The organism is Amycolatopsis sacchari (assembly GCF_900114035.1).
Classification (GTDB): domain Bacteria; phylum Actinomycetota; class Actinomycetes; order Mycobacteriales; family Pseudonocardiaceae; genus Amycolatopsis_E; species Amycolatopsis_E sacchari.
The window spans coordinates 1-17,922 of record NZ_FORP01000019.1; the positions used below are offsets into that span (position 1 = coordinate 1).

11 protein-coding genes are annotated in these 17,922 nt (G+C 71.4%); 4 read left to right on the top strand and 7 right to left on the bottom strand.

The features are described from left to right. Nucleotides 1-232: 232 nt before the first annotated feature. From BMZ92_RS26180 to BMZ92_RS26190, 3 genes are read right to left on the bottom strand one after another with little or no spacing between them, the layout of a single operon-like run. Complete coding sequence (locus tag BMZ92_RS26180) at nt 233-1,009, bottom strand: ABC transporter ATP-binding protein (RefSeq protein ID WP_091512721.1); 777 nt, start codon at nt 1,007-1,009, stop codon at nt 233-235. Further along, complete coding sequence (locus BMZ92_RS26185) at nt 1,006-2,031, bottom strand: FecCD family ABC transporter permease (protein ID WP_091512723.1); 1,026 nt, start codon at nt 2,029-2,031, stop codon at nt 1,006-1,008. Before BMZ92_RS26185 ends, BMZ92_RS26180 begins: the two co-directional genes overlap by 4 nt. Then, on the bottom strand, nt 2,018-2,935 hold the full coding sequence (locus BMZ92_RS26190) for an ABC transporter substrate-binding protein (RefSeq protein ID WP_177228873.1): 918 nt from the start codon (nt 2,933-2,935) through the stop codon (nt 2,018-2,020). Before BMZ92_RS26190 ends, BMZ92_RS26185 begins: the two co-directional genes overlap by 14 nt. Before the next feature lie 428 nt (nt 2,936-3,363). Here BMZ92_RS26190 and gltB point away from each other — a divergent pair, with 428 nt between their 5' ends. The 4 genes from gltB to BMZ92_RS26210 all read left to right on the top strand — a co-directional run bounded on the left by gltB (nt 3,364) and on the right by BMZ92_RS26210 (nt 13,425). Continuing rightward, on the top strand, nt 3,364-7,935 hold the full coding sequence (gene gltB, locus BMZ92_RS26195; protein WP_091512726.1) for a glutamate synthase large subunit: 4,572 nt from the start codon (nt 3,364-3,366) through the stop codon (nt 7,933-7,935). Next, nucleotides 7,928-9,433 (top strand): glutamate synthase subunit beta, encoded by a 1,506-nt coding sequence (locus BMZ92_RS26200; protein WP_091512729.1) that lies wholly within the window; start codon nt 7,928-7,930, stop codon nt 9,431-9,433. The genes gltB and BMZ92_RS26200 overlap by 8 nt, the downstream gene beginning before the upstream one ends. 157 nt (nt 9,434-9,590) lie before the next feature. Then, nucleotides 9,591-11,744, top strand: coding sequence for an MMPL family transporter (locus BMZ92_RS26205; RefSeq protein ID WP_091512974.1), 2,154 nt, complete (start codon nt 9,591-9,593; stop codon nt 11,742-11,744). Nucleotides 11,745-12,033: 289 nt separating this feature from the next. Next, nucleotides 12,034-13,425 carry a class II 3-deoxy-7-phosphoheptulonate synthase gene (locus BMZ92_RS26210; protein ID WP_177228874.1) on the top strand — a complete coding sequence of 464 codons (1,392 nt, stop codon included), beginning with the start codon at nt 12,034-12,036 and terminating at the stop codon, nt 13,423-13,425. Between the two features lie 4 nt (nt 13,426-13,429). Here the strand turns inward: BMZ92_RS26210 and BMZ92_RS26215 are convergent, their stop codons facing one another. From BMZ92_RS26215 to pknB, 4 genes are all read right to left on the bottom strand, one after another. Continuing rightward, the gene (locus BMZ92_RS26215; protein ID WP_091512731.1) at nt 13,430-13,801 is read right to left on the bottom strand and encodes a VOC family protein; all 372 of its coding nucleotides are present in this window, start codon (nt 13,799-13,801) and stop codon (nt 13,430-13,432) included. Nucleotides 13,802-13,813: 12 nt separating this feature from the next. After that, entirely contained in the window at nt 13,814-14,377 is a 564-nt protein-coding gene (locus tag BMZ92_RS26220; RefSeq protein ID WP_091512734.1) for a 2'-5' RNA ligase family protein, read from the bottom strand. 36 nt (nt 14,378-14,413) lie between these two features. Continuing rightward, the gene (locus BMZ92_RS26225) at nt 14,414-15,721 is read right to left on the bottom strand and encodes a wax ester/triacylglycerol synthase family O-acyltransferase (RefSeq protein WP_091512737.1); all 1,308 of its coding nucleotides are present in this window, start codon (nt 15,719-15,721) and stop codon (nt 14,414-14,416) included. A gap of 184 nt (nt 15,722-15,905) precedes the next feature. Then, the gene (gene pknB, locus BMZ92_RS26230) at nt 15,906-17,861 is read right to left on the bottom strand and encodes a Stk1 family PASTA domain-containing Ser/Thr kinase (RefSeq protein WP_091512740.1); all 1,956 of its coding nucleotides are present in this window, start codon (nt 17,859-17,861) and stop codon (nt 15,906-15,908) included. Nucleotides 17,862-17,922: the final 61 nt, after the last annotated feature.

Below are 17,922 nucleotides of genomic sequence, written 5' to 3' on the forward strand. Positions count from 1 at the left end.
AAAAGCCGCCATCCGCGCCCTCAAACGCCACCTCTCCGACGTCCTCTACCACGCACTCCACACCGACCACCACCACTTGACATAGAAGCTTCCTGACGGCGTCGCTTCGCGATGGCTTCGCCACCCTTGACCCGCCACGGTGACCGCCAAGACGGCTGGGGATCGGGGCGGGGGAGGGCGGGCGGTGGCGCCACCCCTGTTGCGTTGCCCGGTTCCGGTCGGGACGTGGTCCTCAAACCGGCCGCACCGGGGCGACGACGAGGTCGCCCCGGGTGGCGGTCAGGACGTCCGCCGTGGCGCCGTAGTGGCGCTGGAGTGCTTGCGGCGTCAGGACTTCCGCAGGTGTTCCCGACGCCACTACCGCGCCGTCCGACAGCAGGAGCACGTGGTCGGCGTACTGCGCCGCGAACGTCAGATCGTGCAATGTGGACACCACCGTGGTGCCGTCCTCGCGGCGCAGCCGGTCGATCAGCTCCAGCAGCGCCTGCGCGTGCCCGAGGTCGAGCCCGGTCGTCGGCTCGTCGAGCAGCAACAAACCCGCCCGCTGCGCCAGCACGCGCGCGAGCACGGCGCGTTGCCGTTCACCGCCGGACAGCTTGCCGAGGCGGCGTCCCGCCAGCGCGGACAGGTCGAGCCTGGCGAGCACTTCGTCCACAACGGACAGATCGGCCGCGCCCTCGCGCGCGAGCGGGCGCAGGTGCGGGGTGCGGCCGAGCAGGGCGTAGTCGGTCACCGTCAGCCCGTCCGGCAGCACCGGGTCCTGCGGCGCGTAACCGAGCTGCCGCGCCTTTTCCTTGCGGGACAACGAGTGCACCGGCCGCCCGTCGACGAGGATCCGGCCGGCGCCGGGCAGCAGCCCCGCCATCGCCTTGAGCAGGGTCGACTTCCCGGCGCCGTTCGGCCCGACGACGGCCAGCCAGCCGCCACCGCGCACCGACACGGACACGTCGCGCACGACCGGGTCCCGTTCGTACCCCGCGGACACCTTTTCCAGCCGTAGCGCGGTCATGACACCTTCCCCCGCGAAGAACGCAGCACCGCCACGAAGAACGGCGCCCCGGCGAACGCGGTCACCACGCCCAGCGGCAGCTCGCCCGGCATGATCGTGCGCGCCACCTGGTCCGCCGCGATCAGGAACACCGCTCCGCCCAGCAGCGAAAGCGGGACCACCACGCGGTAACTGGCCCCGGCGAGCAGCCGCACCACGTGGGGCACCACGATGCCGACGAACCCGATCAGCCCGCTCACCGACACCGCCGCCGCCGTCGCCAGCGAGGCCGCCGCGAGCAGCAGCAGCCGGACGCGCGCGGGGTGGACGCCGAGCGACTCGGCTTCGGCGTCGCCGAGGGACAGCACGTCGAGCAGGCGCGCCGAAACGCACAGGATCACCGCCGCCACCGCGATGTAGGGCAGCGCGATGAGCACCTCCCGCCAGCCACTGACGTTCAGCCCGCCCAGCAGCCACGTGTACACCTGCCGGATCGTCTCCGTGTTGAGCTGCTGCGCGAACGTCTGCACCGCGGACAGGAACGACCCCACCGCGACCCCGGCGAGCAGCAGCGTCCCCGTGCCACGCCCGGCCGAACGGCCGAGCAGCCACGACAGCCCCACACCGCCGAGCGCGCCCGCGAAGGCGGCGGGCGGCACCCAGCCGCCGGGATCCGGCGTGACGACGACCACGATCGTCGCCGCCATCCCCGCCCCCGCCGCCGCGCCCAGCAGGTACGGGTCGGCCAGCGGGTTGCGGAACACGCCCTGGAACGTCGCGCCCGACATGGCGAGCGCGGCGCCGACGAGCCCCGCGAGCAGCACCCTGGGCACGCGCAGCTGCCAGACGATCGCCGCTTCCCTTGCCGTCAACGGAGAACGGCCGCCCGTGACCTCCGCCACGAGCTCGCCCAGCACCCTTCGCCAGCCCAGGTCCGCGGCTCCGATGAGGACCGCGAGCGCGAGCACCACCAGCAGGACGAGGACCGCGACGACCACGACCCACGGGCGCAGCCGGGTGACGTGCGTCCTACTTGCCCGCATCGGTCACGGCGGCCGAGACCGCCCGGACGAGTTCGACGACCCGCGGGCTCCACCGGGACGCGATGTCGTCGTCGAGCGGGAACACGTGCCCCTCCTTCACGGCGGTCAGCGTGTTCCACCCCGGGCGCGCGCCGACGGTCTGCGCGTTCTGCCCGCAGCACCTCGTGTCGGCGAGGAAAACGAGATCCGGGTCGGCCTGCAAAATGCGTTCTGCAGAAAGCTGGGGATAGCCGCCGGAAATCGACGGGTCGTTCCCGTCCGCGATGTTCGTCAGCCCGAAGCGCGCGAGCACCTGGCCGATGAAGGTCTTCGACGTCGCGCTGTAGTAGGTCTGGTCCAGCTCGTAGTAGAAGCTCAAGGGCCGCACCGGTTTCGGCGTGTCGGCCACGATCCGGTCGACGTCGGCGCGGGTCTGCCTGGCCAGGCTCTCGCCCTCGGCCTGGTGCCCGGTCGCGCGCCCGAGCTGCACGAACTCGTCGTACGCCTCGTCGAGGGTCTTCGCGTCGGGCATGACCAGCGTCTTCGTGCCGGTCTTGGCCAGCGCCGCGGCGAGGCCCGTCGTGTCGGCGGACGCGACGACCAGGTCGGGCCGGTAGCTCGCGATCGCCTCCGGATCGGGGCTGAGCGCGGAAAGCGACGTGTGCGGCGCCTGTGCCGGGTAGTCGGACTGCGAGTCGACGGCGACCACCTGCGGGCCCGCACCCAGCGCGAACAGGGTTTCGGTCGCGGACGGGGACAGCGACACGATCCGGGTGGGCCGGGCCGGGATGGTCACCTGGCCGATCGTCACCGGGAAGCTCGCCTCGGTGTCGGGTGCGGCGTTCGACGCCTCGTCCTGCGGGTGCGAAGCGCAAGCGGAGAGTACGAGCAACAGCACGAGCAGTAGCGGGAACCTGCGCGTCATGAGACCTCTGTCAAGCGGGGGTTGGTGCGCGGCAGGCGGACCCGGCCGGACCGGACACAGCGTGTCGAAGTGATCACCCCGCGCGTTGTCGCCTTCCGCGCGTCCCTGGTCGGCAAGCCGCTGACCAGCGTGAGGAACGCTACCACCGCGAGAACTGGCCGGTTCCGGCAATGCTCACGTAATCTTGACGGGATCCGCGTGACCTACCCTGGAGCCGTTCCTCCCCGGAACGAGCGCATCAAGAACGAAGTCGTTCGCCGCAGCCAGATCGTTACCTCTCCGAGAAGAAAATCTCCTCTGCGAGAGGGTGCTGTCGTGTTTCCTGGGTGTTAAGGTCGCGCTAATCAGCGGGCCATCGTCGTCCCGAGCACAGCAGGACCGGGGGAACTTTCCGAACTGAGCACGACGACGACGAAGGAGGTCCCCGCATGATCTTCTCCGCCAACCCGGGCAAGCAGGGTCTGTACGACCCGGCCATGGAACAGGACTCCTGCGGTGTCGCCATGGTGGCCGACATCCGCGGGCGGAGTTCGCACAGCATCGTCACCGACGGCTTGACGGCGTTGATGAACCTCGACCACCGCGGCGCCGCGGGGGCAGAGCCGACCTCGGGTGACGGTGCCGGGATCCTGGTGCAGCTGCCGGACGGGCTGCTGCGCGAGGTGACCGGTTTCGCCTTGCCCGAGCCGGATGCCCAGGGGCGGCACCGGTACGCGGCGGGGATCGCGTTCCTGCCCGCGGAGGTGGAGCAGCGGGCCAAGGCCGTGTCGCTGATCGAGCGGCTGGCCGAGGAGGAGGGCCTGGACGTGCTCGGCTGGCGCGAGGTGCCCGCCGACGCGGACGCCGCGGACATCGGGCCGACCGCGCGCTCGGTGATGCCGCACTTCTCGATGCTCTTCGTGGCGGGCAAGGCGGACGCCGACGGTGTCCGTCCCGCCGGGATCGACCTGGACCGGCTCGCGTTCTGCCTGCGCAAGCGCGTGGAGCACGAGAGCGTCGTCGCGGAGTGCGGCACGTACTTCCCGTCGCTGTCGGCGCGAACGCTGGTGTACAAGGGAATGGTGACGCCGGAGCAGCTGCCGGCGTTCTTCGCCGACCTGCGTGACGAGCGGCTCACGTCCGCGATCGCCTTGGTGCACAGCCGGTTCTCCACCAACACCTTCCCGTCGTGGCCGCTGGCGCACCCCTTCCGCTACGTCGCGCACAACGGCGAGATCAACACCGTCCGCGGCAACCGCAACCGCATGCGGGCCCGCGAGGCGCTGCTGGAGTCCGACCTGATCCCCGGCGACCTTTCGCGCCTGTACCCGATCTGCTCGCCGGAGGCCTCGGACTCCGCCTCCTTCGACGAGGTGCTGGAGCTGCTGCACCTGGGCGGCCGCAGCCTGCCGCACGCGGTGCTGATGATGATCCCGGAGGCGTGGGAGAACCACGCGACGATGGATCCGGAGCGCCGCGCGTTCTACCAGTTCCACTCGAACCTGATGGAGCCGTGGGACGGCCCGGCGTGCGTCACCTTCACCGACGGCACGCTCGTCGGCGCGGTGCTCGACCGCAACGGGCTGCGTCCCGCGCGCTGGTGGCGCACCGCCGACGACCGCGTGGTGCTGGCCAGCGAGGCCGGTGTCCTGGACGTACCGCCGGACAAGGTGGTCGCGAAGGGACGGCTCAAGCCGGGCCGGATGTTCCTCGTGGACACCGGCGAGGGCAAGCTCGTCGCCGACGACGAGATCAAGTCGGCGCTCGCCCGGCAGCAGCCGTACGGCGAGTGGGTGCACGCGGGCCTGCTGCAGCTGGCGGACCTGCCCGACCGCGATCACGTGACGCAGAGCCATGATTCGGTGCTGCGGCGCCAGCTTTCCTTCGGCTACAGCGAGGAGGAGCTGAAGATCCTGCTCGCGCCGATGGCGCAGAAGGGCGCGGAGCCGATCGGCTCGATGGGCACCGACACCCCGCCCGCGGTGCTGTCCAAGCGGTCCCGCCAGCTCTACGACTACTTCAAGCAGAACTTCGCGCAGGTGACCAACCCGCCGCTGGACGCGATCCGCGAGGAGCTGGTCACCTCCATGAGCCGGATCATGGGCCCCGAGCGCAACCTGCTCGACCCGGGACCGGCGTCGTGCCGGCACATCGAGCTGCCGTACCCGGTCATCGACAACGACGAGCTCGCCAAGCTCATCCACATCAACGACGACGGCGACCTGCCGGGCTTCGCCTGCACCGTCCTGTCCGGACTGTTCGAAGTGGACGGTGGCGGCAAGGCGCTGGCGGAGGCGGTCGAGCGCGTGCGCCGCGAGGCGTCCGAGGCGATCGCGGCCGGTGCGCGCACGCTCGTGCTGTCCGACCGCGACTCCGACCACCGGATGGCGCCGATCCCGTCGCTGCTGCTGGTCTCCGCCGTGCACCACCACCTGGTGCGCACCAAGGAGCGGCTGCGCGTCGCGCTCGTCGTGGAGTCCGGTGACGCCCGCGAGGTGCACCACATCGCGCTGCTGCTCGGTTACGGCGCGGCGGCGGTGAACCCGTACCTGGCGTTCGAGACCATCGAGGACCTGATCAACCAGGGCATGCTCACCGGCATCGAGCCGCGGCAGGCCGTGCGCAACTACGTCAAGGCGCTCGTCAAGGGCGTGCAGAAGATCATGTCCAAGATGGGCATCTCGACGGTGTCCGCCTACACGGCGGCGCAGGTGTTCGAGTGCCTCGGGCTGTCGCAGGACGTGCTGGACGAGTACTTCACCGGCACCGTGTCGAAGCTCGGCGGCGTCGGGCTGGACGTGCTGGCCGAAGAGGTCGCGATGCGGCACCGCCGCGCGTACCCGGACAACCCGACCGACCGCGTGCACCGCAGGCTGGACACCGGCGGCGAGTACGCCTACCGCCGCGAGGGCGAGCTGCACCTGTTCACGCCGGAGACGGTGTTCCTGCTGCAGCACGCCTCCAAGACCCGGCGAGACGAGGCGTACCGCGCGTACACCGAGGAGGTGCACCGCCTCGCCCGCGAAGGCGGCGCGCTGCGCGGGATGTTCAAGTTCAAGCAGGGCGACCGTGAACCGGTCCCCATCGACGAGGTCGAGTCCATCGAGTCGATCTGCAAGCGCTTCAACACCGGTGCCATGTCGTACGGCTCGATCTCGGCCGAGGCGCACCAGACGCTCGCGATCGCGATGAACCGCATCGGCGGCCGGTCCAACACCGGTGAGGGTGGCGAGGACCCCGAGCGCCTGTACGACCCGGAGCGCCGCAGCGCGATCAAGCAGGTCGCGAGTGGACGGTTCGGTGTGACGAGCGAGTACCTGGTCAACGCCGACGACATCCAGATCAAGATGGCGCAGGGCGCGAAGCCCGGCGAGGGCGGCCAGCTGCCGCCGAACAAGGTGTACCCGTGGATCGCGCGCACCCGGCATTCGACGCCGGGCGTCGGCCTCATCTCGCCGCCGCCGCACCACGACATCTACTCCATCGAGGACCTGGCGCAGCTGATCCACGACCTGAAGAACGCCAACGAGAAGGCCCGCATCCACGTGAAGCTGGTGTCCTCGCTCGGCGTCGGCACGGTCGCGGCCGGTGTGTCCAAGGCGCACGCGGACGTCGTGCTGATCTCCGGGCACGACGGCGGCACCGGTGCCTCCCCGATGAACTCGCTCAAGCACGCGGGCACGCCGTGGGAGATCGGCCTGGCCGAGACGCAGCAGACGCTGATGCTCAACGGCCTGCGTGACCGCATCACCGTGCAGGTGGACGGCGCGATGAAGACCGGGCGCGACGTGGTGGTCGCGGCGCTGCTCGGGGCCGAGGAGTACGGCTTCGCGACCGCGCCGCTCATCGTCGCGGGCTGCATCATGATGCGCGTGTGCCACCTGGACACCTGCCCGGTCGGCGTCGCGACGCAGAACCCGGACCTGCGCAAGCGGTACACCGGGCAGGCCGAGCACGTCGTGAACTACTTCCGGTTCGTGGCGCAGGAAGTGCGGGAAACCCTTGCCGCACTGGGCTTCCGCACGCTCGACGAGGCGATCGGCCGGGCCGACGTGCTCGACGTCGACGAGGCCGTGGAGCACTGGAAGGCCAAGGGCCTCGACCTGAAGCCGATCTTCGAGGTCCCGACCGAGACCCCGTACGGCGGAGCGCGGCGCAAGGTCCGCGAGCAGGACCACGGCCTGGAGCACGCGCTGGACCGCACGCTCATCCAGCTCGCCGAGGCGGCGCTGGAGGACGCGCACCCGGTGCGCCTGGAACTGCCGGTGCGCAACGTGAACCGGACGGTCGGCACACTGCTCGGGTCGGAGATCACGCGCCGCTACGGCGGCGAGGGCCTGCCCGACGGCACGATCCACGTGCGGCTCCTGGGGTCGGCCGGGCAGTCGCTCGGCGCGTTCCTGCCGCGTGGCGTGACGCTGGAAATGGTGGGCGACGCCAACGACTACGTCGGCAAGGGACTGTCGGGCGGGCGGATCATCGTGCGCCCGCACCCGGACGCGACCTTCGCCGCGGAGCGGCAGGTGATCGCGGGCAACACGCTCGCCTACGGCGCGACCGGCGGCGAGATGTTCCTGCGCGGCCAGGTCGGCGAGCGGTTCTGCGTCCGCAACTCCGGTGCCACGGTCGTCGCCGAGGGCGTGGGCGACCACGCGTTCGAGTACATGACCGGCGGCCGGGCCGTGGTGCTCGGGCCGACGGGGCGGAACGTGGCGGCCGGTATGTCGGGCGGGATCGCCTACGTGCTGGACCTCGACCACGCGCGGGTCAACGACGAGATGGTCGACCTGCTCCCGCTGGAGCCGGAGGACCTGAGCTGGCTCAAGGAAATCGTGACGCGGCACCACGAGCTGACCCGCTCGACCGTCGCCGCGTCGCTGCTCGGCGACTGGCCACGGCGGTCGGCGTCGTTCACGAAGGTCATGCCGCGCGACTACGCGCGCGTGCTGCAGGCGATGAAGACGGCGAAGGCAACGGGGCGCGACGTCGACGAGGCAGTGATGGAGGCTGCTAATGGCTGACCCCCGCGGTTTTCTCAAGTTCGAGCGCGAGGAGCCGAAGAAGCGCCCGCGTGACGAGCGCGTGCACGACTGGCGCGAGGTCTACGCGTACACCTCCTCGGAGGAGCGCAACAAGAAGGTGCGCACGCAGGCCACGCGCTGCATGGACTGCGGCATCCCGTTCTGCCACTCCGGTAGTTCCGGCTGCCCGCTGGGCAACCTGATCCCGGAGTGGAACGACCTCGTGCGCCAGGGCCACTGGGCCGCGGCGAGCGACCGGCTGCACGCGACCAACAACTTCCCCGAGTTCACCGGGAAGCTGTGCCCCGCGCCGTGCGAGGCGGGCTGCACGCTGTCGATCTCGCCGCTGTCGGGCGGGCCCGTCGCGATCAAGCAGGTCGAGGCGACGATCGCCGACCAGTCCTGGGAAATGGGCATCGTGGAGCCGCAGGTCGCCGAGGTGTCCTCGGGGCAGCGGGTCGCGGTCGTCGGTTCCGGGCCGGCGGGTCTCGCGGCGGCGCAGCAGCTGACGCGCGCCGGGCACGAGGTGACCGTGTACGAGCGGGACGACCGGCTCGGCGGGCTGCTGCGTTACGGCATCCCCGAGTTCAAGATGGAGAAGAAGCACCTCGACCGCCGTCTGGCGCAGTTGCGCAAGGAGGGCACGAAGTTCGTCACCGGCTGCGAGGTCGGCGTGGACCTGACGGTCGAGGAGCTGCAGGCCCGGCACGACGCGGTGGTGCTGGCGGTCGGCGCGCTGCGAGGCCGTGACGACACGACGACGCCGGGGCGCGAGCTCAAGGGTGTCCACCTCGCGATGGAGCACCTCGTGCAGGCGAACAAGCAGTGCGAGGGCGACGGGCCGCCGGAGATCGACGCGAAGGGCAAGCACGTCATCGTGATCGGCGGCGGTGACACCGGCGCCGACTGCTACGGCACCGCGACCCGGCAGGGCGCGCTGTCGGTGACGCAGCTGGACCAGTACCCGATGCCGCCCACCACGCGTGACGACGAGCGTTCGCCGTGGCCGACGTGGCCGTACATCCTGCGCACCTACCCGGCGCACGAGGAGGGTGGCGAGCGCCTGTTCGGGGTCGCCGTGAAGCGGTTCGTGGGCGACGAGAACGGGCACGTGCGGGCGATCGAGCTGCAGAAGGTGCGCGTCTCGCGCGACGAGTCGGGGCGGCGGCAGGTCCTCCCGGTGAGCGACGAGGTCGAGGAGATCCCGGCGGACCTGGTGCTGCTGGCGATCGGGTTCGAGGGCGTCGAGGAGATGCGCCTGCTGGACGACCTGGGCATCGAGCTGAACCGGCAGGGCCGCATCACGTGTGGCGCGGACTGGCAGACCGACGCCCCCGGCGTCTTCGTCTGCGGTGACGCCCACCGCGGCGCTTCCCTCGTCGTGTGGGCGATCGCGGAGGGCCGCTCGGTGGCGAACGCCGTCGACGCGTACCTGACGGGCGCCTCGGACCTCCCCGCACCCGTGCACCCCACGGCGCTGCCGCTCGCGGTGGTCTAGCGCCAACCCCCGATCCGACGGGCACCCGGCAATGGCGCCGGGTGCCCGTTTTTCGTGTCTCAGCGAACTCTCAGCAGTGAGCGCGCACACGTGGCGGCGCGTCATGAACGCCGGTTCACTGGCGTCGTTCACAGGGGCGTTCTTCTCAGGGGTGAAAATGGACAAAGGGGTGTTCGCGAGACTCGGGCGGCTGGTCGTGCACCGGCCGTGGTGGGTGATCGGCGCGTGGGTGCTGCTGGCGGTCGTCGTGATCGCGACGGCGCCGGCGTTGCCGAAGAGCACCGACGAGAGCGACGCGCTGCCACGGGACTACGAGTCGATCCAGGCGGCGACCCTGGGGCAGCAGGCTTTTCCGAGCGCCTTCACCCCGTCCATGATCATTGTGTTCGAGCGCTCCGACGGCGCCGCACTGACCACACAGGACTCGGCGAAGGTCAACCAGGTCGTCACCGATCTCGGCAACAAGCACCTGCCCGACGTCGAGGCCGTGCTGCCCGCGCAGCCTTCGCCCAACAACCTCGTGCAGCTGTCCGCGGTGAAGATGCCGCAGCTGTCGGGCCCCAACGCGCAGGAGCTGACGAAGTCGGCGAAGACGTTGCGCACCGAGCTGCAGACGCTCGTCGCGGGCAGCGACCTCAAGGCGGGCACGACGGGAACCGTTGCGCAGCAACTGGATTCGCAGGAGTCGTCGAGCGACTCGGACGCCATCGTCGGTATCGCGACCGTGTTGCTGATCCTCGTGCTGCTGCTGGTGATCTTCCGCAGCCCGATCATCGCGTTGCTGCCGATCGTGCTCATCGGCGTCGTCTCGCAGGTCGCGAACGGGCTCATCAGCTGGATCGTGAAGCTGTTCGGGATGCAGGCCGACAGCTCCATCTCGTCGATCCTCATCGTCGTGTTGTTCGGCGTCGGCACCGACTACATCCTGTTCCTGATGTTCCGCTACCGCGAACGGCTGCGGGCCGGGGACGAACCGAAGCAGGCGATGGTGACGGCGGTCAGCCGCGTCGGCGAGGCGATCACGTCGGCGGCCGCGGTGGTGGTCATCGCGTTCCTCACGATGGCGCTGTCGTCGTTCGGGTTCTTCCGCTCGATGGGTCCCTCGCTCGCGATCGCCGTCGCCGTGACACTGCTGGCCGGGCTCACCCTGGTGCCCGCCGTGGTTTCGCTGCTGGGCACGAAGGTGTTCTGGCCGTCCAAGGCGTGGCGCCGTGAACCGGAAGCCGCGCGGTTCGCCGCGGTCGGCCGTGCGGTGGGGCGCCGGCCCGCGTTGTTCGCGGGCGTGTCCGGCGTGGTCATGGTGGCGCTGGCGATCGGGCTGGTGAACTTCAACCCGACGTTCGACCTCGCGTCCGGCTCGATGCCCGACACCGCCGAGTCTCAGGTCGCGATGAAGTCGCTGGAGAAGGGCCTGCCGCCGGGCGCCACGTCGCCGACCAACGTGTACGTGCACAGCGAGAACGGCGCCCCGCTGAACCGGGCTTCGCTCGCCGGGTTCGGTAACGACCTCAAGGGCGTGCCCGGTGTGGGGCAGGTCGGGCAGCCGCAGCTGAGCAAGGACGGCCTGACGGCGAACTACTCGGTCACCCTCACGGCGGACCCGGCCTCCGACGCCGCGATCGGCACCGTGTCGGGCCCGCTGCGGGACACCGCGCACGCGTCCGCGCCGCCCGGTACCAAGGCGCTCGTCGGCGGCGTCACGGCCGTGTACGTGGACATCCAGGCCACGATGAACCGCGACTACCGGGTGGTGTTCCCGGTGGCGGCGGTGCTGATCATGCTCGTGCTGGGGCTGATGCTGCGCAGCGTCGTGTCGCCGTGGTACGTGATGGCCTCGGTCGGGCTGGGCTTCGCGGCCACGCTGGGCGCGACGACGTGGCTGTTCCAGGGGATCGTCGGCGAGTCCGGGCTGATCTTCATGATCCCGCTGATCATCTACATGTTCGTGGTGGCGCTCGGCACGGACTACAACATCCTGATGATGGCGCGGCTGCGTGAGGAGGCGAAGGACGGCAAGTCGCCCCGGGAGGCGGCGGCGCTGGCCATCCGGCACACCGGGCCCACGATCGCGGCGGCCGGCGTCATCCTGGCCGGCTCGCTGGGCGCGCTGATGCTCGCGGGCAACGCCCTGCTCGCCGAGATGGGCTTCGCGCTGGCGTTCGGCATCCTCGTGGCCGCGTTCGTGATGGCGATGTTCTTCGTGCCGAGCCTCACGGCGCTCGTCGGCAGGGCCGCCTGGTGGCCCGGCCACGGCGACCGCGCGGAGGCACCGGCCGAGCCGCGTGAGCCGGTCCACAGCGGACTGGGCTGATCCGCCCAGCCGCCTCCCCGGTGACCCGGACCAGATCACGGCCCACGCGACGACGTGGCAGAACATCGCGACCGGACTCGGCGGCGGATCTCGCTGCCGCGATGCCGGCCGACGTCCGGTGGTGGACCGATCCCGGGGCGGACGCCCACCCCCAGTTCGTGAACGACCCGGCCGGCTGCCGGTCGCCGTGCCCGATCCGCCGGGCGCGGAGGCACCGGCCGAGCCGCGTGAGCCGGTGTACACCGGACGCGGCTGACCGGGGCGGGAGCGGGCGAATATCCTGGGTGTCGTGAACTGGACCGTGGACGTCCCCGTCGACACCCTTCCCGAACTGCCCCCGCTCCCGCCCGAGCTGCGCGAACGCCTCGACGACGCGCTGTCCCGCCCGGCCGCGCAGCAGCCGGAGTGGCCCGACCCGGACGCCACGCGGCGGGTGCGTGCCGTGCTGGAGAGCGTGCCGCCGATCACGGTGCCGGTCGAGATCGACCGGCTGCGGGAGCGCCTCGCGATGGTCGCGCGCGGCGAGGCGTTCCTGCTCCAGGGCGGCGACTGCGCGGAGACGTTCGAGTCCAACACCGAGCCGCACATCCGGGCGAACCTGCGCACGCTGCTGCAGATGGCCGTCGTGCTCACCTACGGCGCCAGCCTGCCCGTCGTGAAGGTCGGCCGCATCGCCGGGCAGTACGCCAAGCCGCGGTCCAACGCCACGGACGCGCTGGGCCTGCCGGTCTACCGCGGCGACATCGTGAACTCGCTGGTCGCCAAGCCCGAGCTGCGGGTGCCGGACCCGGGCCGGATGATCCGCGCGTACGCCAACGCGGGCGCGGCGATGAACCTGGTGCGCGCGCTGACCGCGTCCGGGCTCGCCGACCTGACCAAGGTCCACGACTGGAACAAGGACTTCGTCCGCACCTCGCCCGCCGGTGAGCGGTACGAGGCGCTGGCCGGGGAGATCGACCGCGGCCTGCGGTTCATGTCGGCGTGCGGGGTGACCGACACCTCCCTGCACTCCACGGAGATCTTCGCCAGCCACGAGGCGCTGCTGCTCGACTACGAGCGCGCCCTGCTGCGGCTGGACAACGCCGACGCCGCGAACCCGAAGCTGTACAACCTGTCCTCGCACTTCCTGTGGATCGGGGAGCGCACGCGCCAGCTCGACGGGGCGCACATCGCGTTCGCGGAGCTGCTGGCCAACCCGATCGGCGTCAAGATCGGCCCGACGACCACCCCCGAGCAGGCGGTCGAGTACGTCGAGCGGCTCGACCCGCGCAACGAGGCAGGCCGCCTGACGCTCATCGCGCGCATGGGCAACGGCAAGGTGCGGGAGGTGCTGCCCGCGATCGTGGAGAAGGTCGAGGCCACCGGGCACAAGGTCATCTGGCAGTGCGACCCGATGCACGGCAACACGCACGAGTCGTCCACCGGGTACAAGACGCGGCATTTCGACCGCATCATCGACGAGGTGCAGGGCTTCTTCGAGGTGCACCACAAGCTGGGCAGCTACCCCGGCGGCATCCACGTCGAGCTGACCGGCGAGGACGTCACCGAGTGCCTCGGCGGTGCGCAGGAGATCTCCGACACCGACCTCGCCGGCCGCTACGAGACGGCCTGCGACCCGCGGCTGAACACCCAGCAGTCGCTCGAGCTGGCGTTCCTGGTCGCGGAGATGCTCCGCGGCTGAGGCGTCAGCGGCTGGTGTCGATGACGCAGAACAGGTTGCCCTCGGTGTCGGCGAGCACGATGAAGTCCGGGTCCTCGGGGTAGCTGTCCCAGTCGACGCGCCGCGCCCCGAGCGACACCAGCCGCTCGACCTCGGCGGCCTGTTCGGCCGCGTTCCCGGCGTAGAGGTCCAGGTGTACGCGCGGGTGGTCCTGCACGGGTGACTCGCTCACGCCCAGCGCGAGCCCCGGGCCGCCCTCGGGCGGCACCAGCACGGCGAACCGGGCGCCGGGCTCCGGTTCGCCGTCACGCGGGACGAAGCCCAGCGCCTGCCGCCAGAAGGCGAGCGCGCGCGGCAGGTCGTCGACGCCGAGGACGGTGGTGCCCAGTCGCAGCATCGTCGGATGCTCTCACACCCGTCCGGACAGGCGGAACTCCGTGATCGTGCGCCACGGGCCGTGCTCGTCCTCGCCCGCGACGAGGCGGACGCGGTCGATGCGGGCGTGCACCGGCAGGTCCGCGACGATGTCCGTGGCGATGCGGCGCTTGCCCGCGGTGTCGCCGCTGCGGCCGTCGGCCACCGTCAGGTGCGGCACCGTGTCCGGGTGCTCGCCCGCGTAGGGCAGGTGCGCCGGAAAGCGCTTGCAGACCGCCGCGGTGAGCGCGCGGAAGTGCTCGTCCGGCTTGGGCTGCAACCACACCACGTCGTCGTCGAACCAGCGGACCTCGGTGAACGCGCAGTCGAACGCGGTCATCGCGCCCAGCGTCGCCGCCAGCACGTCGAGCGTCGCCGCGTCGATGCGGCTCGGGTGGACGAAGGGGTAGAGCACGGTCACGTGGGCGGGCACCGACGACGGGTGCGCGTCGGCCAGCCTGCGGCGGTGCGTGCTGACGAGCCGCTCGGTCTCGGGCACCGGGACGATGAGCGCGCTCCTCGTGGCGCGCGCAAGCCAAGCGGCAGTGGGGACCGGCATGCCTGCAGATTCTGCCCCACCAAGGTCACGAAAACGTCAGAGCGACCTCTCGCACAACTCCGCGGCCGACTTCAGCACCGCGTCCCGCAGGGACCCGGTGTCCGCCACGGCGGCTCCGTTCGCCTGGAGTCCGATGTGGACGGACTCGCCGAACAACGCCGCCGCGATGCCCACCGCGTGCCGCGACGCGAGCGGCACCAGCGGGTACACCTCGCGCAGCGGCGCGCCGTCGAGCGTGAGGTCGAGCTTGGGCAGCGGCACGTTCGTCACCACCGTGTCGAACAGCAACCCCGCGGCCTGCCCGGCGAACCGCGTGGCCAGGCGGTGCACGGGTGCCGGGAGGCGGCCGGCCAGCACGGGCACCGCGCCCGCACCCGCCAGCGGGCCCGCGGCCTTGTTCCGGTTCATCGACCGGCGGACCGCGTGCAGCCGCTCCACCGGGTCCTCCAGGTGCACCGGCAGCTCGCACAGGTAACCGGACAGCTGGTTCCCCGCCGTGCCACCGTCCCGGCCGCGGGTGCTGACCGGGACGAGCGCACGCAGCGGGCGGACGGTCGGACGGCGCCCCTGGTCGGCCAGCCACCGGCGCAGCGCACCCGCGAGCACCGCGAGCAGCACGTCGTTGGCCGTGCCGCCGTGCGCCGCGCGGATGGTGCGGAAGTCGGCAAGGTCCAGCCGCACGAGGCCCAGCCGCCGAGTGGCCGACTCGGGCGCGGCCAGCGGCGACACCGGGTACGGCCGCGCCGCCCGCAGGACGGCCGACGCGATGCCCAGGTTCTCACCCGCCTCGCCGATCGTGTCCTTCAGCAGCGTCAACGGTGACCTCGGCGGCGCCGGGCGCCCGGTGGCGGCGAGCAGGGTGGCGGTCACGGGCAGCTCGTCCAGCAGCCCGGCGGCGACGGCGAACGCGCCCGCCCCGTCGGTGAACGCGTGGTGCAGCTTCACCAGCAGCGCGAACCGGCCGTCGGGCAGGCCGGTGACGAGCCGCAGCTGCCACGGCGGGCGGCGCAGGTCGAGGGGTTCCTCCAGCCAGTGCGCCGCGTGCTCGGCCAGCGCGTCCTCGGTGCACCGGCCGTCCAGTTCGCGCACCTGCACGTGGCGCCTCGCGTCGAACCGCGGGTCCTCGCTCCAGTACGCGCTTCCGGGTGGCAGCAGCGACGGTGTCACCCGTTCGCGCAGCCGCGGGAGCTTCGCCGCCCGGTCCGCGAGCAGTGCCGCCAGCCGGTCCGGTGCGATCGTGCGGGCGGGGGCGAACACCGCCACCGCTCCCATGTGCATCGGGGACTTTTCCCCGTCTAGGCAGAGAAAGGCGACATCGAGCCCGCTGAGCTGACGGCCGGCCATAGGCGACCCTTCTGTGGGATTGCTCCGGATGTGGGGCCACCACTGCAGCCCACGGACATGACGAGAGGGTGGTCGTCGTGTTTCCGTGGCGCTAACACCAACATCCTTCACTCGAAAGGAGGATGCACCGTCCACAGTGGATCTTCGTGGCGCCGGAAAAGGTTCGCCGGCAGAACCGATCGAGTTACGGGAACGTGCGCAGTTCCACCTTGCTGCCCTGCTTCACCAGGTCACCGGCGTCCGGGTGCTGCTGCACCACGAAACCGAAGCCGCGGTTGCGGCCCCCACCCTTGAGGTCGGCCTGGAGACCGGCCTGCTGCAGAGCCTCCACCGCGTCCTGGATCGGCCTGCCCACCACCGACGGCACCTCGACCGCGTTGTTGGTGAACACACCCACCCGCTTGTTGTCGGTGAGCTGGCTGTTCGCCGCGGGGCTGGTCCTCGTCACCGCGCCGGCCGGCACGTCGTCGGAGGCCTCCTGGCCCGCGTCGAACGGCTCGAACCCGGCCGCCTGCAGCCGCTGGAACGCCTGGTCGCGCGACAGCCCCACGACGTTGGGCACCGGCTGCGGCGGCGGGCCCTTCGACACGATGATCGTCACCGGCGCGTTCACGTCGAGCTGCGTGCCGGGCTGCGGGTTCACGCTGATGACGTTCCCGCTGACGACCGTGGTGCTGAACTGGTCGGCGTTCGCGTCGTGCTGGGGCACCAGCTCGGCGGCGATGATGGCGGCTTCGGCCTGCGTGAGGGACGTGTTCGTGCTGATGTCGGGCACGGTCGGGCGGCCGGAGGACAGCACGACGGTGACTTCGCTGCCCTTCGCGGCGCCGGAGCCCGCGGCCGGGTCGGTGCGCACGACGAGCCCGGCGGCGATCGTGTTGTTGCGCTGCTGGGTGAACTTCGGGGTGAACCCGGCGTCGGTCAGCGTCTTCTCGGCGCTCGCCCGGTCCAGCCCGGCGACCTGCGGGATGGCCGTGCTGCTCTTGCCCGTCGGCCCCTGCGCGACGAACCAGAGCCCGGCCACGATCAACAGCAGCGCGGCCGCGGCGATGGACCAGATCAGCGCGGTCCGCCGATTTCCGCCGGATTCCGTTGCTCCGGACGGCGGAACGGGCGGCGGCGTGTGGTGGACGGGTGCCGCGGCGCGGGGCATCGCACGCGTGCCCTGCGGTCCGGTGATCGGCGAAGTTCTCCCCACGGGGGCGAAGGCGGGGACGGTGCGTTCCGCATCCGGCAACGGAGCGGGCTGGTCACCGGGCACCGGGATGGCGACCGGGCCGATGCCGAGCGAGGCCCTGATCCGGCGCAGCTCGTGCAGGAAGGCCCCGGCGTCGGCGGGCCGGGCCTCGGGGTCGCGGCGGGTGGCGCGCAGCACGAGGTCGTCCAGCGCGGGCGGCAGGCCCGGCACGACCGTGCTGGGCGCGGGCACGTCGTCGTTCACGTGCCGGTAAGCCACCGAAATCGCGGTGTCGCCGCTGTAGGGCGCCTGGCCGGTGAGCATCTCGTACAGCACGATGCCCGCCGAGTACACGTCGCCGCGCTCCCCGGCGAGGCCCGTGGTGACCTGCTCCGGCGCGAGGTAGGCGACGGTGCCGAGGATGACGCTGGAGCTGGTCGTCCCGGCGCTCGCGACGGCGCGGACGAGACCGAAGTCGGCGACCTTCACAACCCCGGTCGGCGGGGTGCCGGTGCGGCCGATCAGGACGTTCTCGGGCTTGACGTCCCGGTGCACCAGCCCCGCCTGGTGCGCGGCGGCGAGCGCGGCGAGCATCTGCTCGGCGACGGCGATCGCCAGCGGCACCTCCAGCCGGCCGCGCTCGTCCAGCAGGTCGCGCAGCGTGCCGCCGTCGACGAGCTCCATCACGAGGAACACGTGGTCCCCGTCGAAGCCCTGGTCGTGCACGGTGACCACGTTGGGGTGGTGCAGGCGGGCGGCGGAGCGGGCTTCGCGTTCGAACCGCTCGACGAAGGACCGGTCGTCGGCGAACCGGGGGTCCATGACCTTGATCGCCACCGGCCGATCGAGCCGGGTGTCGGCACCCCGGTACACCGACGACATCCCGCCCCTGGCGATCGGGGAGTCGACCCGGTAACGCCGTTCGAGGAGCGTCCCGGCCAGGCCGGTGTCGGTGGTTGTCACGCACGCGATCGTACGGACTCCCCAGGCCGGGGCGAGGGGAGGATTGAGGTTTCGTCACGCC

Excerpts from the sequence above, each read along its gene's own strand:
- BMZ92_RS26215 (WP_091512731.1), bottom strand. The coding sequence starts at position 13,801 with ATGCTGCGACTGGGCACCACCGTCCTCGGCGTCGACGACCTGCCGCGC.
- BMZ92_RS26220 (WP_091512734.1), bottom strand. The coding sequence starts at position 14,377 with ATGCCGGTCCCCACTGCCGCTTGGCTTGCGCGCGCCACGAGGAGCGCG.
- BMZ92_RS26180 (WP_091512721.1), bottom strand. The coding sequence starts at position 1,009 with ATGACCGCGCTACGGCTGGAAAAGGTGTCCGCGGGGTACGAACGGGAC.
- BMZ92_RS26185 (WP_091512723.1), bottom strand. The coding sequence starts at position 2,031 with ATGCGGGCAAGTAGGACGCACGTCACCCGGCTGCGCCCGTGGGTCGTG.
- BMZ92_RS26205 (WP_091512974.1), top strand. The coding sequence starts at position 9,591 with ATGGACAAAGGGGTGTTCGCGAGACTCGGGCGGCTGGTCGTGCACCGG.
- gltB (WP_091512726.1), top strand. The coding sequence starts at position 3,364 with ATGATCTTCTCCGCCAACCCGGGCAAGCAGGGTCTGTACGACCCGGCC.
- BMZ92_RS26190 (WP_177228873.1), bottom strand. The coding sequence starts at position 2,935 with ATGACGCGCAGGTTCCCGCTACTGCTCGTGCTGTTGCTCGTACTCTCC.
- BMZ92_RS26225 (WP_091512737.1), bottom strand. The coding sequence starts at position 15,721 with ATGGCCGGCCGTCAGCTCAGCGGGCTCGATGTCGCCTTTCTCTGCCTA.
- BMZ92_RS26200 (WP_091512729.1), top strand. The coding sequence starts at position 7,928 with ATGGCTGACCCCCGCGGTTTTCTCAAGTTCGAGCGCGAGGAGCCGAAG.